The 23,382-nt window shown below is 62.0% G+C and carries 16 protein-coding genes; 12 read left to right on the top strand and 4 right to left on the bottom strand.

The window, feature by feature from the left end; translation table 11 throughout:
• The 6 genes from ACPYOI_RS14070 to cueR all read left to right on the top strand — a co-directional run.
• Positions 1–4,888, top strand: a 4,888-nt coding sequence (locus ACPYOI_RS14070; RefSeq protein WP_481422960.1) for an alpha-2-macroglobulin family protein, incomplete at its 5' end; no start/stop codon positions are given.
• A complete protein-coding gene (pbpC, locus tag ACPYOI_RS14075; RefSeq protein WP_481414521.1) occupies positions 4,888–6,969 on the top strand; it encodes a penicillin-binding protein 1C in 2,082 nt (693 codons plus the stop codon). The genes ACPYOI_RS14070 and pbpC, both read left to right, overlap by 1 nt.
• 106 nt (positions 6,970–7,075) lie before the next feature.
• On the top strand, positions 7,076–7,669 hold the full coding sequence (locus ACPYOI_RS14080) for a dihydrofolate reductase family protein (protein WP_481414522.1): 594 nt from the start codon (positions 7,076–7,078) through the stop codon (positions 7,667–7,669).
• Between the two features lie 116 nt (positions 7,670–7,785).
• Positions 7,786–10,287, top strand: coding sequence for a malto-oligosyltrehalose synthase (treY, locus tag ACPYOI_RS14085; protein WP_481414523.1), 2,502 nt, complete (start codon positions 7,786–7,788; stop codon positions 10,285–10,287).
• 87 nt (positions 10,288–10,374) lie between these two features.
• Positions 10,375–12,882: a heavy metal translocating P-type ATPase gene (locus ACPYOI_RS14090; protein WP_481422961.1), complete on the top strand. Its 2,508-nt coding sequence runs from the start codon at positions 10,375–10,377 to the stop codon at positions 12,880–12,882.
• 12 nt (positions 12,883–12,894) lie between these two features.
• A complete protein-coding gene (gene cueR / locus ACPYOI_RS14095) occupies positions 12,895–13,290 on the top strand; it encodes a Cu(I)-responsive transcriptional regulator (protein WP_481414525.1) in 396 nt (131 codons plus the stop codon).
• Here cueR and ACPYOI_RS14100 read toward each other — a convergent pair.
• Entirely contained in the window at positions 13,287–13,715 is a 429-nt protein-coding gene (locus ACPYOI_RS14100; RefSeq protein WP_481414526.1) for a type II toxin-antitoxin system VapC family toxin, read from the bottom strand. The genes cueR and ACPYOI_RS14100 overlap by 4 nt on opposite strands.
• Positions 13,715–13,954, bottom strand: coding sequence for a type II toxin-antitoxin system VapB family antitoxin (locus ACPYOI_RS14105; RefSeq protein ID WP_481414527.1), 240 nt, complete (start codon positions 13,952–13,954; stop codon positions 13,715–13,717). The genes ACPYOI_RS14100 and ACPYOI_RS14105 overlap by 1 nt, the downstream gene beginning before the upstream one ends.
• A gap of 116 nt (positions 13,955–14,070) precedes the next feature.
• On the opposite strand from ACPYOI_RS14105, the gene ACPYOI_RS14110 reads away from it, so the two are divergent.
• The 3 genes from ACPYOI_RS14110 to ACPYOI_RS14120 are packed head-to-tail and all read left to right on the top strand — an operon-like array spanning position 14,071 to position 16,102.
• On the top strand, positions 14,071–14,610 hold the full coding sequence (locus tag ACPYOI_RS14110) for a sigma-70 family RNA polymerase sigma factor (protein WP_168829882.1): 540 nt from the start codon (positions 14,071–14,073) through the stop codon (positions 14,608–14,610).
• Positions 14,597–15,364 (top strand): anti-sigma factor family protein, encoded by a 768-nt coding sequence (locus ACPYOI_RS14115; RefSeq protein ID WP_481414528.1) that lies wholly within the window; start codon positions 14,597–14,599, stop codon positions 15,362–15,364. The genes ACPYOI_RS14110 and ACPYOI_RS14115 overlap by 14 nt, the downstream gene beginning before the upstream one ends.
• A gap of 21 nt (positions 15,365–15,385) precedes the next feature.
• Positions 15,386–16,102: a Bax inhibitor-1/YccA family protein gene (locus ACPYOI_RS14120; RefSeq protein WP_481414529.1), complete on the top strand. Its 717-nt coding sequence runs from the start codon at positions 15,386–15,388 to the stop codon at positions 16,100–16,102.
• A gap of 119 nt (positions 16,103–16,221) precedes the next feature.
• Here the strand turns inward: ACPYOI_RS14120 and ACPYOI_RS14125 are convergent, their stop codons facing one another.
• Together ACPYOI_RS14125 and ACPYOI_RS14130 are read right to left on the bottom strand one after the other, a co-directional pair.
• A complete protein-coding gene (locus tag ACPYOI_RS14125; protein WP_481414530.1) occupies positions 16,222–17,343 on the bottom strand; it encodes an RHE_PE00001 family protein in 1,122 nt (373 codons plus the stop codon).
• 104 nt (positions 17,344–17,447) lie between these two features.
• Positions 17,448–18,794 (bottom strand): formimidoylglutamate deiminase, encoded by a 1,347-nt coding sequence (locus ACPYOI_RS14130; protein ID WP_481422962.1) that lies wholly within the window; start codon positions 18,792–18,794, stop codon positions 17,448–17,450.
• Positions 18,795–18,912: 118 nt separating this feature from the next.
• Here ACPYOI_RS14130 and hutI point away from each other — a divergent pair, with 118 nt between their 5' ends.
• From hutI to hutU, 3 genes are read left to right on the top strand one after another with little or no spacing between them, the layout of a single operon-like run.
• Complete coding sequence (gene hutI, locus ACPYOI_RS14135) at positions 18,913–20,163, top strand: imidazolonepropionase (RefSeq protein WP_481414532.1); 1,251 nt, start codon at positions 18,913–18,915, stop codon at positions 20,161–20,163.
• Positions 20,160–21,695, top strand: coding sequence for a histidine ammonia-lyase (gene hutH / locus ACPYOI_RS14140; protein WP_481414533.1), 1,536 nt, complete (start codon positions 20,160–20,162; stop codon positions 21,693–21,695). Before hutI ends, hutH begins: the two co-directional genes overlap by 4 nt.
• Position 21,696: 1 nt before the next feature.
• Positions 21,697–23,382 carry a urocanate hydratase gene (hutU, locus tag ACPYOI_RS14145; protein ID WP_481414534.1) on the top strand — a complete coding sequence of 562 codons (1,686 nt, stop codon included), beginning with the start codon at positions 21,697–21,699 and terminating at the stop codon, positions 23,380–23,382.

The raw sequence follows: 23,382 nt of genomic DNA on the forward strand, positions 1-23,382 counted from the left end.
CACCGACAGTCAGGCTTTCGGCCAGGCGGTTCTCGATGCGCTGAACGGGTATGAACTGACCCGCACGGCCTCAAAACGCGCCGATGCGCTCGCCGTCCTTGCTGTATCGCTGGAGAAGAGCTCGAACTTCCGCGCGGCCCTCAACGCTTACAAGGCGAGCCTTGCGCTGGCGAACTCCAGGGAAGTGCAGGCCGCCTACCTGAAGCTCAAGTCGGAACAGGGCTTCCGCATCACCGAACACACCGTCGATGCCGACAGCGCAACGCCACGCGCCTGCGTGACCTTCTCGGAATCGCTCGTGAAGACGGTGGACTACACGCCCTTCGTGACGCTGAACGGACAGGCGCCGAAGGCGCTCGAAGCCAAGGACAAGCAGATCTGCGTGGAAGGGCTGGTCCACGGAGAGACCTACAAGATCGCCTTCCGCACCGGCCTGCCCTCATCCGTCGATGAGGTACTGGAAGCAGCTGTCAGCCTCGACATCTATGTCAAGGACCGCAGCCGGATGGTGCGGTTTACCGGCGACAGCTTCGTGCTGCCTTCGACCGCGCGCCGCGGCATTCCACTCGTTTCCGTCAATCTCGATGCCGCAGATCTGAAGCTCTATCGCATCGGCGATCGCGGTATCGCACCGCTTCTCGTGAGCTCGCAGTTCCTGACGCAGCTCGACGGTTACAGCGCGCAGAATATCGAGGAGCAAAGCGGCGAACTCGTCTGGAAGGGTTCGATCGAGATCGCCGACGACCTCAACAAGGATGTCGTGACCAGCTTCCCTGTCGACCAAGCGTTGCCCGAGCGCAAGCCTGGCGTCTACGTATTGATCGCTTCGCCCGCCAACGCGCCTGACAACGAATGGGATTCGAAGGCGACGCAGTGGTTCGTCGTTTCCGATATCGGCGTCACCACCTATGCCGGGACGGATGGGCTCAACGTCTTCACGCGTTCGCTCGCCTCGGCCAAGCCGATCGCCGGCATCGAGCTGCAGTTGCTTGCCAAGAACAACGAAGTCCTCGGCACCGCGAAGACGGATGAAAACGGCCGCGCCACCTTCACAGCCGGCCTGATGCGCGGCACAGCCGCACTGTCGCCTGCGGTGATCACTGCGAAGAACGGCGCATCCGACTACGTCTTCCTCGACATGACGCGCGCCGGCTTCGATCTGTCCGACCGCGGCGTGACGGGCCGCGCATCGCCCGGTGCGATCGATGTCATGACGTGGACCGAGCGCGGAATCTATCGCGCCGGCGAGACGGTGCACGCATCGGCCCTAGCCCGCGATGTCGATGGCAAGGCGATCGAAAACCTGCCGCTGACCTTCATCTTCATGCGCCCGGATGGGGTCGAGGACCGTCGCGTCGTCAAGCAAAACAGCGATCTCGGCGGCTATGTGATCGATCTGCCGATTCCGGAAAACGCCATGCGCGGCACCTGGACGATGAACGTCCATACGGATCCCAAGGGATCGCCGATCGGCACGAAGAGCTTCCTCGTCGACGATTTCGTGCCGGATCACACGGACATGGAGTTGAAGACGGAAGCCAAGGAGATCGGTCCTGACACTCCCGCAACGATCGATATCAACGGCAAATATCTCTATGGCGCCCCGGCCGCGGGGCTGACGCTCGAGGGTGATGTCGTTATCAAGCCGACGCGCGAGAACAAGGCTTTCCCGGGCTACATCTTCGGCCTTGCCGACGAAGAAGCGACAGAGGAAACCCGCCAGCCGATCGACGGCCTGCCCGAGCTTGACGAGAACGGCGAAGCCTCGACCAAGCTCACCGTCGGCGACCTGCCTGCAACCACCCAGCTGCTGAATGCCACGGTCTATATCCGCATGCAGGAAGCGGGCGGCCGGGCGTTGGAGCGCTCGTTAGTGATTCCGGTCAAGAACCAGGGACCGATGATCGGTATCAAGCCGGAATTTTCGGGCGATGCAGCCGAGAACTCAATCGCCAACTTCAACGTGATCGGCGTCTCCGCCGATGGCCAGAAACAGGAGGCGAAGGGGCTTCGCTGGAAATTCTACAATCTCGATCGTGAATACCAGTGGTATCGCGAGGGCACGGCCTGGAAATATGAACCGATCTACAATGCCCGGCAGGTCGCGAACGGCGCGATCGACGCGAGCCTCGACGGCGGCAAGATTTCCGTCCCCGTAGGCTGGGGCCGCTATCGGCTCGAAATTGAAAGCCCTGACGCGGACGGCCCAACCTCCAGCGTCGAGTTCGATGCCGGATGGATGGTGGAGTCCGTCTCGACCGAAACGCCGGATGGCCTGGAGATCGCACTCGACAAGGAGAGCTACAAGATCGGCGAGACGGCGAAGCTGAAGGTTACGTCGCGCTATGGCGGCGAACTCATGGTGACAGCAGGCACGGAAAACCTCGTTGCTGTCAAGAACGCCACGATGGGCGATACCGGCGGCGAGGTCGATATCCCCGTCACCGCTGAATGGGGCGCCGGCGCCTACGTCACCGCCACGCTTTTCCGTCCGGGTGACAGCCAGGACAGCCATATGCCAATGCGCTCGATCGGCGTCAAATGGCTGAAGGTCGATCCGGAGCAGCGAGCGCTGCAGGTGAAGGTCGATGCGCCAGAAAAGATGCTGCCACGGGGCCCGCTGAACATCAGCCTCGCGGTTGCAGGAGCCGGAGCAAATGAGGACGCCTATGTGACGGTCGCCGCCGTTGATGTCGGCATTCTCAATCTGACACGCTACGAGGCGCCCAATCCGGAAGACTGGTATTTCGGTCAGCGCCAGCTCGGCCTCGAAATCCGCGACCTCTACGGCCGCCTCATCGACGGCTCGCTGGGAGCAACCGGCAAGCTGCGCACCGGCGGCGATGGCGGCGCGGTGGCGCTGCAGGGCAGCCCTCCGACGCAGAAGCTCGTCGCCTTCTTCTCGGGTCCGGTAAAGCTCGATGCCGAGGGCAAAGCCAATGTCAGCTTCGACATTCCGCAGTTCAACGGCACGGCCCGCGTCATGGCGGTCGCTTGGTCGAAGGACGGCGTCGGCCACGGCGTCAAGGATGTCATCATCCGCGATCCGGTGGTGGTGACGGCCAGCCTGCCGAAATTCCTGGCACCGGGAGACAAGACGGAGCTGCGGCTCGACATCGCCAATACCGATGCGCCAGCCGGAGACTTCAAGATCGCCGTTACGGGTAATGATGCCGTCGGCATTGAGGAAGCCGCTGCCTCCCGGACGATCCATCTCGATGTGGGCGCCAAGTCCGACCTGACGCTATCCCTGATCGGCAAGCAGCCCGGCAACGGCACCGTTTCGATCAATCTCTCGGATGCCTCAGGCCTGTCGCTGGACCAAACGCTCGATGTACCGGTTCGCCCGTCGTCGCTGCCCGTCACCGAGCGACGGGTGATCGCGCTCAAGCCCGGGGCCAAGCTGACGATCGACAAGGAACTTTTGGCTAACAGCGTTCTGCCAGGCGCCTCGGTCAGCGTGAATGTGACGCGCTCCGCGGCTTTCGACATTCCGGCGCTGCTGATGGCGCTCGACCGCTACCCCTTCGGCTGCGCCGAGCAGACGACGAGCCGGGCGTTGCCGCTTCTTTATCTCAGCGAGCTTTCCAAGCAGAACGGGCTCGAAGGCGATGCGGAAATCGGGAAGCGCGTGCAGGATGCGATCTACCGAGTGCTCTCTTATCAGGCATCCGGCGGCAGCTTCGGTCTTTGGGGACCGGATTCCGGCGACCTGTGGCTCGATTCCTATGTCACTGATTTCCTCACGCGTGCCCGCGAGGAGAAATACGATGTTCCGGACCGCGCGCTGGTCCAGGCGCTTGAGAACCTGCAGAATGCGCTGAGCTACGACGTCAACGTCAAGACGCAGGGCGATGAGATTGCCTATGCGCTCTATGTCCTCGCGCGCAACAGGAAAGCTTCGATCAGCGATCTGCGCTATTACGCCGACACGATGATCAACGACTTCCCGACGCCGCTCGCAAAGGCGCATATCGCTGCAGCCCTTGCGCTCTATGGCGATGCGACGCGTTCCAAGAACATCTTCGTCGACGCCTTGCAGATGACCAATGATTCCATGGTTCATCGCGTCAACCTTTCCCGTACCGACTATGGCTCCATCCTCCGCGACGGAGCCGCGATCCTGGCGCTTGCCGCCGAAAGCCGGCCGGTGCCGCCGGTCATTCCGGAACTGGCAAAGGCCGTTGCCGGGGAATGGGACCGCAGCAAGTGGAAGAGCACGCAGGAAGAGGCCTGGATGCTGCTTGCTGCCCGGGCGATCCAGAGCGGTGACGACGCACTGAGGGTCGACGTCAACGGCGCGCTGCATACCGGCGCTTACATGGCCAAGATGAGCGGCGATGCGCTCATGAGCAATCCGCTGACCTTGACAAGCGCCATGACGGAGCCCGTATCGGCGGTCGTGACGACGGTCGCAGCGCCCACTGTCCCGCTCCCTGCCGGTGGCGACGGCTTTACCATCGAGCGCAGCTACTACACGCTCGATGGCGAACCGGCGAATGTCAGCGAGGCGAAGCAGAATGAGCGCTATGTCGTCGTGCTGCATGTGACGGAAAGCAATGATTGGCCGTCACGCATCATCATGACCGACCTGCTGCCCGCCGGCTTCCAGATCGACAATCCGAGCCTGGTCGACAGCGCCCAGCTCACCAATTTCGACTGGATCGGCGAACAGACGGCGGCGTATACCGAATTCCGCAACGACCGCTTCGTCGCGGCCTTCAACCGGACCTCGGACGACAATCGCGAGATCAATGTCGCCTACGTCGTGCGCGCCGTGACGCCCGGCACCTATGATCACCCGGCGGCAACCGTCGAGGACATGTATCGCCCCGAGCTTTCGGCGCGGACGGCAACCGGCAAGATGGAGGTCATTGCAGCACCATAATGCGGCTCTGGCACAAGCTTTCGATCGGAACTGCTGCCGGTACTATCCTGGCGGGTACAGCTTTGTTTGCGCTCGACGCCGCCGACAGGGCCTATCCGCCACCGCTCGACAAAACGGATGCCGTATCGGTGGAAGTGCTGGATGCCGACGGACAATTGCTTCGCGCCTTTGCGACGCCGGAGGGCCGATGGCGATTGAAAACGACCGTCGCGGACGTCGACCCTCAATTCATTCGGATGCTGGTCGCCTATGAGGACCGGCGGTTCTACGATCATCCCGGCATCGATCCGCTGGCGATCGGGCGCGCGGCGCTGCAGCTCATCACCAACGGCCGCATCGTTTCCGGTGCCTCGACGCTTTCCATGCAGGTTGCGCGGCTGATCGAGCCCCGAGCGGGACGCTCGCTCTCGGCGAAATTCCTGCAGGTCGTACGTGCCATTCAGATCGAGCGACGGCTTTCGAAGGAACAGATCCTTAATCTCTATCTGACGCACGCGCCCTATGGCGGCAATCTGGAAGGGGTGCGCGCCGCAAGCCTTGCCTATTTTGGCAAGGAGCCGAAGCGATTGACAGTAGCTCAGGCTGCCCTCCTCGTTGCCCTGCCGCAGCTTCCCGAAAGGCGAAGGCCAGACCGCAATCTCGCGGCTGCCGAAGCGGCGCGCAAACGCGTGTTGGAGCGTGTCGCGGTGGTCGATGCTATCGGCGACGGCGAGGCCGAACGGGCGGAGGCGACACTGGTGCCCGCAAAGCGCATGCAGCTGCCGGCCCTTGCCGCACACGTTGCCGAAGCGGCCTTGCGCAAGGCGCCGCAGGAACGCGAGCACAAGACCACGCTCAAGAAGCGGGTACAGGAAGGCCTGGAGCTCGCCGCAAAAAATGCGGCCGTGCGGCTTGGCCCGAAGCTCTCGGTCTCCATGGTTATGGCCGATGCGCGAACCGGCGAAATCGTCGGCGAGGTCGGCTCGGCCGATTATTTCGACGCCAGCCGCTCCGGCTGGATCGACATGACCCGTGTCAACCGCTCGCCCGGCTCCACGCTGAAGCCGTTCATCTACGGGCTCGCCTTCGAGCAAGGGCTGGTGAGCCAGGAAACGATCATCGAAGACCGGCCGGCCGATTTCTTCGGCTACCGGCCGCGCAATTTCGACATGAGCTATCAGGGCGACGTGACGGTGCGCGAGGCGTTGCAGCTTTCGCTGAATGTACCGGCCGTGAGGCTTCTCGATGCCGTCAATCCGGCGCGGCTCCTAGTGCGCTTCCGACGCGCCGAGGTCCACCCTGTCCTGCCGCCGAACGAGACGCCCGGTTTGGCGATCGGTCTCGGCGGCGTCGGCATCACGCTGAGGGACCTCGTGCAGCTCTATACGGCGCTCGCCAACAAGGGCGAGCCGGTGCGGATCGGCGATGGCGTGACGGGAAAGCCCGGTAAGATTGAGGGCGAACCACTGCTGGAGCCGGTGGCCGTCTGGAACGTCACCGACATTCTTTCCGGCGTCATTCCGCCCGCGGGCGCCGCGCAGCGCGGCATCGCCTACAAGACGGGCACCAGCTACGGCTACCGCGACGCCTGGTCGGTCGGCTACAACGGGCGCTATGTCCTCGGCGTCTGGGTCGGAAGGCCGGACAATGGCGCAGTGCCGGGATTGACCGGTTACGGCACGGCGGCACCGATCCTGTTCGAGGCTTTTGCGAAGTCGGGCATTGCGACGACACCGCTCTCCCGCCCGCCGTCCGGTGCGATGCGCATCGCCCAGGCCGATCTGCCGGTCAGCCAAAGGCGCTTCTCGCTGAATGCCAGCGGGCTGCTTTCCAATTCCAGCCGCGAGCCGGCGCCACAGATCGTCTATCCACCCGAAGGGGCGCATGTCGACCTCGGAGCAAATAACGGCGACCTTTCGCCCTTGATGCTGAAACTGCAGGGCGGCCGCGCACCGTTCCGGTGGCTTGCGAACGGCAAACCCCTTCCCGATCTTTCGCGCCGCCGCACCAATCAGTGGATGCCTGACGGAGCCGGCTATTCGAAACTCACGGTGATCGATGCGATGGGCCGCGCAGCGAGCGTCGGCATTTTTGTCGACTAGTAACTGCGGGCCCGCCAATCATGTAATTTTTGCGTTTGAAGAATGCGGATTGTCGGCATCGGCTGGTTCAGCACGTCCTTGGGTCGACCAGTGCGAGGAGGAAGCGATGAGAGAGTTGATCCTGACAATGGCCATGTCGCTCGACGGTTTCGTCAGCGGCCCCGACGGCGAAATCGAATGGATATTTTCCGGTGATGAAGAGGCCATCGCCTGGAAGGTGGATAACGCGTGGAATGCCAGCCTGCACATCATGGGCAGCCGCACTTTCAAGGGCATGGCCGCCTTCTGGCCCAACTCGACAAGCGTATTCTCGCCGCCGATGAACCAGATTCCGAAGGCCGTCTTTTCAAAACAAGGGCCGGCGATCCTAACGGCCGCGGCAAGCGCCCAGACGGGGCAATTGCAGCCCGGTGCGGAAAGCTGGGGCGAAGCCTATGTGGCGAGCGGCGATCTGGCCGAGGAAATCGCCAGCCTGAAGGCTGGGGATGGCAAGCCGATTATCGCTCATGGCGGCGCCACCTTTGCACGCAGTCTCATCGCCCATGACCTAGTCGATCAATATATGCTGATGCTGTATCCTGTTGTCCTCGGCAAGGGCCTGCCGATCTTCTCCGATGTCGCCTCGCCAAGGAACCTCAAGCTGGTCAGCTCGAAGGCCTTTCCCAAAGGCTCGGTGGCGCAGATTTACCGGCCGGCGTGAGTTGGCTTGAGAGTGGATGTGTTCAGATGCGGTGGTGTACATAACTAAAAGAAAATAGCGGGAACAAAAGGCCAGTTGTCGTCGTTCCGGGCGGTCTCCTCTAACAGCAGGCGGATATGGCGCTTCCGACTTCGACATATCGCATTCAATTCCGCAACGGCGTGACCTTCGATCGCGCGGTCGAATGCGTGCCCTATCTCAAGGCGCTCGGCATCAGCCATCTTTACGCCTCACCGGTTTTCACCGCGACGACGGGTTCGACGCATGGCTATGACGTGACCGATGCCAACGAGATTGATCCTGCGATCGGCGGGCGCGAGGGCTTCGAGCGGCTGAGCGATGCGTTGAAAGAGGCAGGGCTCGGCCTGATCCTCGATATCGTGCCAAATCATATGGCCGCTTCGACGGAGAATTCATGGTGGCGAAGCGTGCTGCAGCTTGGGCCGGAAAGCCCTTACGCGACGTATTTCGATATAGACTGGAGCGAAAGGCTGACACTGCCGATCCTGGGTAAGCGCTTCGAAGAAGCAGTCTCTGACGGTGAATTGCGGCTGGCGCGTGATGCCGAAAGCGGCGACCTGGCTCTTGCCTATTTCGAGACCCTTCTGCCGCTCAGACCCGGCACTACCGATCTACCTGCAGCAAACCCCGACGATCTGGTGTTGGACGAGCTCTCAAAAGACAAAAAGCTGATTGCCCGCCTCCACGAAGCCCAGCATTGGCAGCTGATATACTGGAAGGACGCCCAGAAACATCTGAGCTACAGGCGCTTCTTCGAGGTGACGGGACTGGTGGGGCTGCGCGTCGAAGACGAGAAGGTTTTCGCAGCAACGCACCGGCTCACTCTTGAACTCCTGCGGTCAGGCCGGGTGCAGGGATTGCGGGTTGATCACGTTGACGGACTGGCAGACCCGAAGCAGTACCTGGCGAGGCTTCGCTCTGCAGCCGGACTGGAAACCTACATCGTCGTCGAGAAGATCCTCGGCCATGACGAGACCTTGCCCGCAAGCTGGCCGGTTGCCGGGACCACGGGCTACGAGTTCATTTCGGCACTCAGCCACCTCTTCATCGATGGTGAAGGTCTGCGGCAGCTTGGCGCCACCTATGCAACGCTCGTGCCCGAAATGTCGGACTGTAGCGCCGACCTTCGCACGACCAAGCGGCTGATGGTGGAGCGGAATTTCGAAGGCGAGACGGCGCGGCTGGTGAGTATCGTGCGCTCCGCCCATCCAGACCTCGACCGGACTGCAATTGCCGCGGCCATCCGGGAGTTGCTGATCGCTTTTCCGGTTTACCGCACATACGGCAGCAACGGCCCGCTCGACGTGCCGGACGCGGTGGTGCTCGACAATGCCGCCTCTATCGCGGCTGAAAAGCTTGCAAACCACGACGCGCTCGATCCGGTCGTGCAGCTTTTGCGAGGGGAGAAGGCCGAAGCAACGGCAGAGGAATTCCGGAGCCGGTTCCAGCAATTGAGCGGGCCCATCATGGCAAAGGCCGTCGAGGATACGCTCTTCTACCGATATGACCGATTGCTTGCCGCAAACGAAGTCGGCGGTGAAGCGGACATGAAGGCCGGTGGCATCGAGACTTTCCATGGCCTGATGCAGGAGCGGGCGCAGGTGCAGCCGCACGGGCTTTCCGCGACGTCGACCCATGACACCAAACGCGGCGAGGATACCCGGGCAAGGCTCTATACCTTGAGCGAAGGAGCGGATGTCTGGGCGCAGGCCGTGGAGCGCTGGCGCGAGATGAACCGCGAGCATCTGATCGAGCTGCCTGGCGGCCTGACGCCGGAGCCGAATATCGAATGGATGCTTTACCAGGCACTCGCCGGCATCTGGCCGGAAGATTTTTCGAATGGGCAGGCAGAAGCACTGACCGGGCGCTTCACCGCTTACGCGGAAAAGGCGATCCGCGAGGCAAAGCTGCATACAAGCTGGGACGAACCGCATGCCGCCTACGAGGCAGCCGTGAAGGCTTATGCGGCGTCATTGCTCGCCTCTACCAACCTCGCCTTTCACGAGGATTTCGCCGACGTGGTGCGGCCATTCATGGAAGCCGGCTATTTGAACAGTCTGTCACAGACGCTGATCAAGCTGACCGCGCCCGGAATACCTGACATCTATCAAGGCGCCGAAATTTTCGATTACAGCCTCGTCGATCCGGATAACCGCAGGTCCGTCAACATGACCGAGTTGTCTGCCAGCCTCTCCGAGGGAGCGCCGGTTGCAAGGCTGACGGTCCCGGCCCTGAAGCAACGGATCGTGGAAATCGGCCTTCATCTTCGCCAGCGGCGGCCGGAGCTGTTTGCGAAAGGTGCCCATGTGCCGCTTGAGGTGTCCGGCAGCCGGAAGGATCATGTCGTCGCCTTTGCGCGGCACTTGAACGGAACCTATGCGATCACCGTCGTACCGCGACTGATGTTCGGCTGGCTCGATCCGGGCGTGCTGTTCGCCGGGCCGGAATTCTGGAACAACACGGCGATCAAGGTGCCTGCCTCTCTTCAAGGCCTCAAGTGCGATCTTCTGACCGGCAGAATGCTCGATCCCGGCGGCGAACTATTGCTCTCGGCGTTGCTCGGCAGCCAACCCGTGGCTCTCATAGAGCCTAATTGACGGCGTTTGGAAATTATTCCCTTGACCTTCCAGTTGCTGGAAGGTTCATAAGCCTATCCACTGCCCCATGGGGCAACGGAGAAGCCTATGAATACGCATGATCACCACCATCCCGGCGCTGGCAGTTGCTGCGCTCACGACCATGCCGGTCCCAGCGAAGCCGTTTTTGCGCGCGATCCCGTCTGCGGCATGATAGTGGATCCGGACGCTGGCAAGCCCAGCCTCGACTACCAGGACCACACCTATCATTTCTGCTGCGACGGCTGCCGGAAGAAATTCGAAGCAAGCCCGCAGGACTATCTGACGGCCACGGACCCTGTCTGCGGCATGTCCGTCGATCGCGGGACAGCACGGCATTTCCTGAAGCATGAAGGCGAGAAGTTCTATTTCTGCTCGGCGGGCTGCAAGGCAAAGTTCGAGGCCGATCCGCAAGCCTATCGCGATGGGAGTCGGCCTGAGCCGAAGCCCATGCCGAAGGGCACCCAATATACCTGCCCGATGCATCCGGAAGTCATCAGCGATCACCCCGGCGACTGCCCGAAATGCGGCATGGCACTGGAGCCGATGGGCATTCCGCCCGAAGACGAAGGCCCGAACCCGGAACTCGTCGATTTTACGCGGCGGCTCTGGATCAGCGCGGCATTGGCCATTCCGCTTCTTCCGCTCGGCATGGGGCCGATGCTCGGGCTGCCGCTGCGCGAAGCGATCGGCGAACCGCTTTCGAGTTGGATCGAGCTTGTGCTCGCAACGCCGGTCGTGCTTTGGGCGGCGCTGCCCTTCTTCCGGCGCACCTTTGCCTCGCTCCGCAACCGCAGCCCGAACATGTGGACGCTGATCGGCCTCGGCGTCGGCACGGCCTATGTCTACAGTGTGGTGGCAACGCTTGCGCCGGGGCTCTTTCCCATGAGTTTTCGGGGACATGGCGAGACAGTGCCCGTCTATTTCGAGGCTGCGGCCGTCATCGTGACGCTGGTCTTCGTCGGCCAGGTGCTGGAACTGAAGGCTCGCGAGCGAACCGGCTCAGCCATCCGGGCACTGCTCGACCTCGCGCCAAAGACGGCGCGCCGCATCAATGCCGATAGCAGCGAGACGGATGTCGACGTGGACGATATCGCCGCGGGCGATCGGCTGCGGGTGCGGCCGGGTGAGCGTGTGCCCGTCGACGGATCGGTCAGCGAAGGGCAATCGACCGTCGATGAATCGATGATTACCGGCGAGCCGATTCCCGTCGAGAAGACCGCGGGTGACCTCGTCACCGGTGGCACGATCAACCGGAACGGCAGTCTCGTGATGACCGCCGAACGGGTCGGCGCGGAGACGACCCTGTCGCGCATCGTCGATATGGTCGCGAAGGCGCAGCGCTCCCGGGCGCCGATTCAAAATGCAGTCGATCGGGTTTCGGCCGTTTTCGTGCCTGCCGTCGTTCTGACGGCGATCGTCGCCTTCGCCGGCTGGGCCGTCTTCGGACCTGAACCGCAAATGGCGCATGGGCTGCTGGCCGCAGTCGCCGTGCTCATCATCGCCTGCCCCTGTGCGCTGGGCCTGGCGACGCCGATGTCGATCATGATCGCAACCGGCCGCGGCGCTCAGGAAGGCGTGCTGATCAAGGACGCCGAAGCGCTGGAGCGCTTTTCCAAGGTCGACACGCTGATCGTCGACAAGACTGGCACGCTGACCGAAGGCAAGCCGCACCTGACGGATGTGGTTCCGGTCGGCGACATGGATGAGCAGCGACTTCTCCTGTTAGCCGCGAGCCTGGAGCGCGGCTCTGAGCATCCGCTGGCCGAGGCGATCGTTTCCGGTGCTGAGGAGCGAGGCCTCAAGCCAATCGATGTCACCGGCTTTGAAGCCGTCACCGGCAAGGGCGTGAAAGGTCATGCAGACAACGCGGCCGTGGCACTCGGCAACGCAGCGATGATGAGCGATCTGGGCATCGATACTGCACCCCTTGCCGGAAAGGCGGGCGCTCTCCGCGACGAAGGCAGGACCGTCATGTTCATCGCAATCGACGGCCGTCTTGCCGGCCTCGTCGCGGTTGCCGATCGCATCAAGCCGACGACCGCGCAGGCGATCCGCGCACTGCACGAGAGCGGGCTGCGTATCATCATGGCGACCGGGGATAGCGAGCGCACCGCAAAAGCCGTTGCAAGAAGCCTGGGCATCGATGAGGTGCGCGCCGACGTGCTGCCGGAAGGCAAGAAGGCGTTGATCGATGAACTGCATGCCAAGGGCGCCGTCGTCGCCATGGCTGGCGACGGTGTCAACGACGCTCCGGCGCTTGCGGCTGCGGATGTCGGGATCGCCATGGGAACGGGTGCCGATGTTGCGATGGAAAGCGCAGGCATTACCTTGGTGAAGGGCGACCTCAACGGGATCGTACGTGCGCGGCGGCTGGCCGAAGCGACAATGCGCAACATCCGGCAGAATCTCGGCTTCGCCTTCGGCTACAACGCCCTCGGCGTCCCGGTCGCGGCGGGGGTCCTCTACCCCATCTTTGGCCTACTGCTTTCGCCGATGATTGCGGCAGCGGCCATGAGCCTGTCGTCGGTTTCGGTGATCGGCAATGCGCTGAGACTGCGATTCGAAAGGCTGTGAAAGGACAGGACCATGAACATCGGTGAAGCATCGGAACGCTCCGGCCTGCCATCGAAGACCATCCGCTATTACGAGGAGATCGGCCTGATCCGCCCCAGCCGGGGCGGAAATGGCTATCGCGACTATGCAGCCTCCGACGTTCACAAGCTGCGCTTCCTCCAGCGCTCCCGCGGCCTCGGCTTCTCCGTCGAGGAATGCCGGCAGCTTCTGGCACTCTACGAGGACAAAAGCCGGGCAAGCGCGGACGTGAAGGACATCGCCCAAGCAAAACTCACCGAGATCGACCAAAAAATCCGTGAGATGATGGAACTCAGGCGAGCGCTAGAGCACCTGGTCCACGCCTGCCATGGCGATGACCGGCCGGATTGTCCGATTTTGGAGGAGTTGTCGGAAGCGAAGCCCGCCTAGAAATCAGGCCCAAGCGTTTTAATATCCGTCAGCGAAAAGCCAACATCTTTTGTGAGTATCGACAGGTTTCGTGACTTTGATACCGCGTAGTGAAAGCAATCGGCAAGATTAAGCGCGCTATTGCGGGTTTCGTCAGGATGGCGGTGACGGCCATGCAGGTCGAAGGCCTTCAAGGCCAAATGGTTGTCTTCCGGCGTCACGGGCAATAGCGAAATTCCGGCTATGCGCGTGAATTCTTCGAGCTGCGCTTGAGCGTCGGCCATCGAAGTACTCTTCTTGCGATATATCGCTACCGTGGCTTCCCACAAAGCTATGACCGATGTGTATAGCGAGCCCGGCGCAGCATCTTCGAGAATTTTCACGAATCGGTCGGACTGAGGCTCTTGCAACAGAATGGCGATCATCGCCGATGCATCGACGAACATCAGTAGCCGCCACTCAATTCATCGAAAAAGGCCTTGTCCAGCACAACATCGCTGTTAGGCAAGGATGCTATTCTAGCCTGAAGGGGTTTAAGGCGGGTGGAAAGTGGCAATGTCTCTTCGAGACGGCGCAGTTCGCCTTCAAGCGCGAGCCGTACCGCTTCCGTTTTGTTTACATGCTTTTTCGCCGCCAGTTCTTCGGCAAGCTGATTGACGCGCTCATTTCTTATGTTTAGCGGCATTCCCCGCGCTCCTGTGTAGACAAACCAATATAGCGTCTACACATTTCCTCGCCAACTGCTAATAAAATTCGATGCCGGGATGGAATAAATCCTGAGCGGCATCCGTATACTCAACCATGGAACGGAAAGAACGCCCATTCGATGTCATTGGACAGCTCGCAGCGCTGAGGCGCTATGCGCGTGCGCTGGTGCGCAATTCGGATGATGCCGAAGACCTTGTGCATGATGCGCTGGTGCGCGCCTTCGAGAAGCGTCAGAGCTTCCGGCGGGGCGGCAACCTGCGGACGTGGCTGCTTTCCATTTTGCACAACGCGCATATCGATCGCGTTCGCCAGAACCGGTCGATCGCGCGCAGGCACGATGAGGCAGTCCTTGAAGCCGAACAGTCGCTGCCTGCCGGACAGGAGCATGCGGTGCGCCTGCAGCAGGTGCGCGATGCATTCTTCAACCTGCCGGAAGAGCAGCGCGAGGCACTCCATCTCGTCGCGATAGAGGATCTTTCCTATCAGGAAGCTGCAGCCTCGCTCGGCATCCCGGTCGGAACGCTGATGTCACGCATTTCCCGCGCCCGGGCGCAGCTTCGCGAGTTCGAAGCAAGTACGCCGCGCGTCTCGTATCTGAAGCTAATCGGAGGGGACGGCAATGAAAGCAGTTGATCCGATCATCGATACAGATCTTGACTCCTATGTGGACGGCGAACTCGACGTGGCGCGCCGCATCCAGGTGGAAACCTATCTTTCCGAGAATCCCGCTATAGCCGCAAAGGTGATGGCCGACCTCAGCCTGAAGGGCGAGTTGCGCCTCGCGCTTGCCGGTGAAAGTGCTTTCGGCCGGATGGAGACCCGCGACGCCGCCCGGCGCCTCGAGCGTGGCCTGTCGCATGGCCGTATTCTACACACTGTGCAGCGGATTGCGGCAGTCGGCGTGCTCGTAACGGTTGGCTGGGTGGCGCATACGTCCTTTGGCGCCTTTACGGCAACCGAGGTTGCAGCCTCCGTTCCAGCGCCAGCCTATGTTGAAGAAGCGGTGCGGGCCTACCACGCGGCCAAGCTTCGCGAGACGCTGCCTTCTCAGTCGGCAGCGAAATACAATGCCGACGACATTCGAGCCGCGACCGCAATCACGATGCCGGAGTTGCCGAAGGACTGGAAGGTTTCCGATGTGCAGATCTTTCCGTCCGCGTTCGGCCCGAGTGTCGAAATGGCGATCCAGGAATCCGATGGGAAGCGTCTTTCGCTTTTCGCCGTCCGGCCAGGCGCGTTTGCCGTTCAGCCGGTCGCCCATCTTGTGCTCGACAATACCAATGCCGCCTACTGGCAGATTGGTGATGTCGCCTATGCGCTGATTGCCGGTGACAAGGACCTTGACCTCGACCGGACCGCCGAAGGTCTCGCCCGTTCGCTCTACTAGTTCAACCCGAGGGAGATCAAAATGAACCCGACCAATTCGCGTTACGGCTACGGTTCTGCCGCAGGCTCGCAGGCTCTCTTCGACGAGGGTCTCCGTCAGCATATGCTGCGCGTGTACAATTACATGGGTCTCGGTCTCGTTATCACCGGGATCGTGGCCTTTATCGTCGGCACCACGCCGGCCCTTTACGTGCCGATCTTCCAGTCGCCGCTGAAGTGGGTGGTCATGCTTGCGCCGCTCGCCTTCGTCTTCTTCTTCTCGTTCCGTATCCAGACGATGTCCGCGAGCGCTGCGCAAATGACCTTCTGGGCATTCTGTGCGGTGATGGGACTGTCGCTGGCGTCGGTGTTCCTCGTCTTCACCGGCACGAGCATCGCGCGCACCTTCTTCATCGCCGCGACCATGTTCGGCGCAACGAGCCTCTATGGCTACGTGACCAAGCGTGATCTTGCCCGCTTCGGCTCGTTCCTCATGATGGGCCTGATCGGCGTCATCATCGCCAGCATCGTCAATATCTTCCTGGGCTCGACCGCGCTGCAGTTCGCCGTCTCGGTGATCGGTATCCTCGTCTTCGTCGGCCTGACCGCCTGGGACACGCAGAACATCAAGGAACAGTATTCGGAAAACCACGATCAGGAATCGAACCAGAAGCTTGCCGTCTTCGGCGCGCTGTCGCTCTACCTGAATTTCGTGAACATCTTCCAGCTCCTGCTCAGCTTTACCGGCGAGCGGGAATAGAGACCGCGCTTCTGGGGGCAATGGAAGCGCAGAACGCCCGGTTTGCAGTCTGTGACAGGATGGCGGCCGGGCGTTCACCCAAGGGACGGCCGGGCTCAATGCCCGGCCGTTTTTCTATTTCAGATGATACCCCAGGCGCGGTAACGGCCGCGTCCCGTGATTTCCCGAATGCCGATTTCGTTCAACAGGTTGAGCGCACCGCGGCTCGTCACCCGCAAGTGCCGGGCGACCATCGCCGAAGATACCATCGGCCGCGAAAGGACGAAGTCGGCGAGCTGCGGCAGGCTGCTGTTCGAGCGACGATCCCTGAAGCGCAATTCCATCTGCGTGCGGGCAAGCGACAGACGATCCATCTCCTTCAGCCCGGCGGCTGCGCTGTCGCTCATAGCCTCTAGATAGGCAAGCAAACGCGTCAGGCGATCGCGCGAACGCCGCCGCTCATGGCGGACGGACTTCAGCCCGGTATAGAAGGAAAAGAGGTGTGAGGCGACCTTACCCCGTGAGCGTAGATAGGCTGAGATCAGGAGGCCGCCCAGCCAATGCTGGCGCCTTAGCGGCTCGGCTCTCTCCCAAGCCTCAAAGAGCACGGCAGCGGCGAGCGTCGGAATGAGTTCATCGGCCAGCAAAATGAGGTTGCGCCAATCTGCCAGCCGCTGCGCCTCGTCCCATTCGTCGTCGCCGAAGAGACCCAGAGGATCGTCGGTCCGCGTGTGTTTGGGTTTTTCATCTGGCTCGGCAGGCTTGCCGAGATGCGTGTCCAGCAGTCGCTGGGAGCGGGCGAGCACAGCATCGATCTCGGCGAGTTCCGCCGACAGTAGCGCCTCGGGTTCGTCCTCCGCCTCTTCAAGCGGCCTGCTTGTGCCCTTGACCTCGGGAGCCCGCGCGACGTCATCAAGGCCGGCGCCGGCAAGCGTGTTCAATCCGGCTGCGCTAAGTGCCCAGCCTGGCTCGGCCGTCCAGATGCGCCGTCTTGCGCGCAGCACGGAATGCGCGATTGTAAGCTCGTGGCTCGGCGTGCGGCTGTCCATATGCGCATCGTGCAGCACCAGGTCTTCCACATGCACAAGCTCCCCCGCAACCCACAGCGCGCCCGCCGCATCGAAAAAGTGGCCGCGTTCGGCAAATCCATCGCCGACCGGCGAACGGGCCGCTCTCTCATCCAGCCGCGCCAGCATGTCCTCCGCCTGGACGACCGCTGGCAGCAAGCTTTTCAGCATGGCATTGTCGATTTCGTAGCGCATTTCGTCATCCGGAAGTCATCTGGACGTTTACTTCCGCTATTTGCGGCGTGATTCGCAATAGAAGCGCTCGGAATTCTGCGAACACTGGCGCGTAGGCGGAAAACCTAAGCGGCCAGCAGTTCGCGCATTGCGGCGAGGAACCGCCGATTGATCGCTTCCCGCTGCCGATGACGACCGGCTTCGACCTGCTTGCGGCCATGCGCCCAGACACAGTCGACAGCGACACTGCCAGCGAAAATCCAGTTATCGAGGATCTGGTCGTTAGCGAGGTGAGGCACGGCGTTACAGTCTAGCGCGACGATATCCGCGTAATTGCCTTCCGCCAGACCCGCCGCAACGCCGAGTGCGGCGCCACCGCCAGCAAGCGCATTGTCGAACAACGAGCGGCCCGTGGAATCGCCGCTTTTTGCGATCACGTTCCGGGAACGAAGCGCCAGGCGCTCGGAATATTCGAGCTGGCGGAGTTCGCTGGGAAGCGAGATCAGCACATTCGAGTCCGACCCAATGCCAAATCGTCCGCCCTCTTCGAGAAAGAGCGGTGCCTGGAAAACGCCATCGCCCAGATTGGCTTCGGTGATCGGGCAAAGGCCGGCAACCGCGCCGCTTTTGGCCATGCGCCTGGTTTCATCCTCGGTCATATGGGTCGCATGGATGAAGCACCAGTTGCGATCAACCGGCGCATGGTCGAGAAGCCACTCGACGGGGCGCTGTCCTGACCAGGCGATGCTGTCCTCAACTTCCTTCACTTGTTCGGCGACGTGGATATGGACAGGTGCGCCTTCTGCAAGCGGCAGGATGCTGGCAAGTTCATCCGGCGTGACGGCACGCAGACTATGCGGGGCGATACCGAGCCTTGCGCCTTCCAGCTTGCCGACAATGTCGCGGGTATTCCCAAGCAGCTTGCCGAAGTTCTCCAGCGAGTTGATGAAGCGCCGCTGCCCTTCGGCGGGTGCTGCGCCGCCGAAGCCGGAATGAGCGTAAAAAACCGGCAGAAGGGTCAGACCGATCCCGGCCGCCTCGCTTGCAGCGCCGATGCGCTCCGCAAGCTCAGCGATGTTGGCATAAGCGGAGCCATCCTTGTCATGATGCAGGTAATGAAATTCGCCCACGCGCGCGAACCCGGCTTCGAGCATTTCCATGTAAAGCTGCGCGGCGACCGCCTCGACATGCTCCGGCGTCATCGCGAGCGCGAACTTGTACATCACCGTCCGCCAGCTCCAGAAGCTGTCATTTGCAGGACCGCGAACTTCGGCAAGACCGGCCATGGCGCGCTGGAAGGCATGGCTGTGCAGGTTGGGCATCGCGGGAACAAGAAGCTGATGGCGCTCGTCACCCGCGTCAGCCTTCACGCCAACTTCGATCCTTCCGATGCAGCCGTCCTCGAGCGTCAGGCGGACGTCGCTTCGCCAACCGTCGGGTAAGAGTGCGGTCGTCGCGTGAAGTGTGGTCATCAGCTTTTCCCCTTCTCCAGCTCTTCCATCTTTCTTTTCCATGGAAGCGCCCAAATTTCTACTTGTCACCCGATTATTATGTATATACATTTTGTGACAAAGGGGAAGGCTAAAGCCGATGACTGGGAACAATCTTTTCGCGCAGGAGCAGAGAACGCGCCTCTGGCGCAATGGCCGCATGGCGACGCTCGATCCGGCCAAGCCAGATTTGGGCATTGTCGAAAAGGGCGCGATCGTTATCGAGAACGGACGCATCAGCTATGCCGGCCCGGAAAGTGAGCTGCCGGTCTCCATCATCGGGCGGGCCGAGATTACCGACCTGGAGGGCCGCTGGGTGACGCCCGGGCTCGTCGATTGCCACACGCACATCGTCCATGGCGGCAACCGCGCTCAAGAATTCGAAATGCGGCTAGAAGGTGCGACCTATGAAGAGATCGCCCGCGCCGGCGGCGGCATCGTCTCCTCGGTCAAGGCGACGAATGCGCTATCCGTCGAGGGCCTCGTGCAAGCCTCGCTCCCCCGCCTCGATACGCTGCTTTCCGAAGGTGTGACGACGATCGAGGTCAAGTCCGGTTACGGTCTCAGTATCGCCGGCGAATTGAAGATGCTCGAGGCTGCCCGGGGGCTCGGCTCTGCGCGTCCAGTGCGCGTCAAGACCAGCTATCTCGGCGCTCATGCGACGCCTCTCGAGTATAAAGGCCGCAATAACGACTACATAACGGACATCGTGCTGCCCGCCCTCGATGAGGCGCATGAAAAAGGCCTTGTCGATGCCGTCGACGGCTTCTGCGAAGGCATCGCTTTCTCCACGGAAGAGATCGGATATGTTTTCGATCGCGCCGAGGCGCTTGGCCTGCCGGTCAAGCTGCACGCCGAGCAACTGTCCAATCTGGGCGGAGCCGAACTTGCCGCCGATTATGGCGCGCTTTCGGCCGATCATCTCGAATATCTCGATGAGACCGGTGTTGCCGCCATAGCAGCCGCCGGAACGGTCGCGGTGCTGCTGCCCGGCGCATTCTACGCCATCAACGAAACGCAGAAGCCGCCCGTCAAGGCGCTGCGTGCTGCCGGCGTTCCGATCGCCATCGCGACGGACTGCAACCCAGGCACCTCGCCCCTCACCTCACTGCTTCTGACGATGAACATGTCGGCAACACTCTTCGGCCTGACGGTCGAGGAATGCATCGCCGGCGCCACCCGCGAAGGCGCCCGCGCCCTCGGCCTCCTTCAGGAAACCGGTACGATCGAGGCCGGAAAGTCCGCCGATCTTGCCATCTGGGATATCGAGAGCCCGGCGGAGCTCGTCTACCGCATCGGCTTCAATCCACTCTTTGCGCGTGTCTTCAAGGGCGAAAGGATCGACCGTTGACCATCATCCTCCATCCCGGCGCCGTTTCGCTGAAACAGCTGGAAACAATCTATTGGACCGGCGAGCCGGCTCGGCTCGATGCCTCCTTCGATGCCGGCATCGAAAAGGCCGCTGCGCGCATCGCCGAGATCGCCGCCGGCAATGCGCCGGTCTACGGCATCAATACCGGCTTCGGTAAGCTTGCCTCCATCAAGATCGACAGCGCCGATGTGGCGACGCTGCAGCGGAACCTGATCCTCTCGCATTGCTGCGGTGTCGGCGCTCCGCTGCCGGAAAATGTCGTACGGCTCATCATGTCGCTGAAGCTCGTTTCGCTCGGACGCGGCGCGTCCGGCGTGCGGCTGGAACTCGTCCGGCTGATCGAAGGAATGCTCGAAAGGGGTGTCATCCCTGTTATCCCGGAAAAGGGCTCCGTCGGCGCTTCGGGGGATCTTGCACCGCTGGCGCATCTCGCGGCGGTAATGATGGGAGAAGCTGAAGCTTTCTATAAAGGCGAGCGCCTTTCCGGCGCTGAGGCTCTGGAACGGGCCGGCTTGCGGCCCGTCATACTCGCTGCAAAGGAAGGCCTCGCGCTGATCAACGGGACGCAGACGTCGACGGCGCTGGCACTTGCCGGTCTCTTCCGTGCGCATCGCGCCGCCCAGACGGCCCTGATCACCGGCGCCATGTCCACTGACGCGGCGATGGGTTCTTCCGCCCCGTTCCATCCCGATATCCATACGCTTCGCGGTCATCGCGGCCAGATCGATACGGCAACGGCACTTCGGACACTCCTCGAAAGCTCCGTCATCCGCGAAAGCCACATCGAGGGCGACGAGCGCGTCCAGGATCCCTATTGCATTCGTTGCCAGCCACAGGTGGACGGCGCCTGCCTCGATCTCCTGCGTTCCGTTGCCCGCACCCTCGAGATCGAAGCTAATGCGGTGACCGACAATCCGTTGGTTCTTTCGGACAACTCCGTCGTTTCAGGCGGCAATTTCCATGCAGAACCGGTTGCCTTCGCCGCCGACCAGATCGCGCTTGCGGTCTGCGAAATCGGTGCGATCTCGCAGCGGCGCATCGCGCTGCTCGTCGATCCGGCTCTCTCCTACGGCCTGCCGGCCTTCCTCGCCAAGAAGCCGGGGCTCAATTCCGGCCTAATGATCGCGGAGGTCACCTCCGCGGCGCTGATGTCGGAAAACAAGCAGATGTCGCATCCGGCATCGATCGATTCGACGCCGACATCGGCAAACCAGGAAGACCATGTCTCCATGGCCTGCCACGGCGCGCGGCGTCTGCTGCAGATGACCGAAAACCTCTTTGGCATCATTGGCATCGAGGCACTGACGGCAGCGCAAGGTGTCGAGCTGCGTGCACCGCTGACGACCAGTCCCGAATTGCAGAAGGCGATCGCCGCGATCCGTGGCGTCGTCCCCACGCTTGAGGTGGACCGCTATATGGCTGATGACCTCGAGGCCATCAGCAAACTTGTCGCGACCGGCGCGCTGAACGCGTCTGTCTCCGAAAATATCCTCCCGTCACTGGAGATCTGAGATGAGCAATCCCCGTCACAACATCCGCGAAATCCGGGCGCCGCGCGGACCCGAGCTCAACACCAAGAGCTGGATGACCGAGGCGCCGCTGCGCATGCTGATGAACAATCTCGATCCGGACGTCGCGGAAAATCCGAACGAACTGGTGGTCTATGGGGGCATCGGCCGCGCTGCCCGCACCTGGGAGGATTTCGACCGCATCGTTGCGACCTTGAAGACGCTCACGGAAGAGGAGACGCTGCTCGTTCAATCCGGCAAGCCGGTCGGAGTTTTCCGCACGCATAAGGATGCACCCCGCGTTCTGATCGCCAATTCCAACCTCGTGCCCCACTGGGCGACATGGGATCATTTTAACGAACTCGATAAGAAGGGCCTTGCGATGTACGGCCAGATGACGGCCGGTTCGTGGATCTATATCGGCACCCAGGGAATCGTTCAGGGCACCTACGAGACCTTCGTCGAGGCGGGACGCCAGCACTTTGGCGGCAACCTCAAAGGTAAGTGGATACTAACCGGTGGCCTTGGCGGCATGGGCGGCGCGCAGCCGCTCGCAGCCGTCATGGCAGGCGCCTGCTGCCTCGCCGTTGAATGCGACGAAACCCGCATCGATTTCCGTATCCGCACCCGCTATGTCGATGAAAAGGCAAAGACGCTGGATGAGGCGCTGGCGCTGATCGACAAGTGGACCAAGGCCGGTGAAGCCAAGTCCGTCGGCCTGCTCGGCAATGCTGCGGAGATCTTCCCCGAACTGGTCCGGCGCATGAAGGCCGGCGGCCCGCGCCCGGATATCGTCACCGACCAGACCTCCGCGCATGATCCTCGCAATGGCTACCTGCCGGCCGGCTGGACCGTCGAAGAGGCCAAGGCCAAGCGCGAGAGCGATCCGAAGGCCGTCGAAGCCGCCGCCCGCGCATCGATGAAACAGCATGTCGAGGCCATGGTCGCCTTCTGGGATGCAGGTGTTCCGACGCTCGATTACGGCAACAACATCCGCCAGGTTGCCAAGGACGAAGGCCTCGAGAACGCCTTTGCCTTCCCCGGTTTCGTGCCGGCCTATATCCGCCCGCTCTTCTGCCGCGGCATCGGCCCGTTCCGCTGGGCCGCGCTCTCCGGCGATCCGGAGGATATCTACAAGACCGACGCCAAGGTGAAGGAACTGCTTCCTGATAACAAGCACCTCCACAACTGGCTCGACATGGCGCGCGAGCGCATTTCCTTCCAGGGCCTGCCGGCGCGCATCTGCTGGGTCGGTCTCGGCGACCGCCACCGTCTCGGCCTCGCCTTCAACGAGATGGTGAAGAACGGCGAGTTGACGGCGCCGATCGTCATCGGCCGCGATCACCTCGATTCCGGCTCCGTCGCTTCGCCGAACCGCGAGACGGAAGCCATGAAGGACGGCTCGGACGCCGTCTCCGACTGGCCGCTGCTGAACGCTCTTCTCAACACGGCGTCGGGCGCGACCTGGGTGTCGCTGCATCACGGCGGCGGCGTCGGCATGGGCTTCTCCCAGCATTCGGGCATGGTCATTTGCTGCGACGGCACGGATGATGCCGCGCGCCGCGTCGAACGTGTCCTCTGGAACGATCCGGCAACCGGCGTCATGCGCCATGCCGACGCGGGCTACGACATCGCGATCGATTGCGCCAGGGAAAAGGGCCTGCGATTGCCAGGGATTCTCGGGAATTGA

Source organism: Rhizobium sp. SVR5-2C (genome assembly GCF_056755115.1).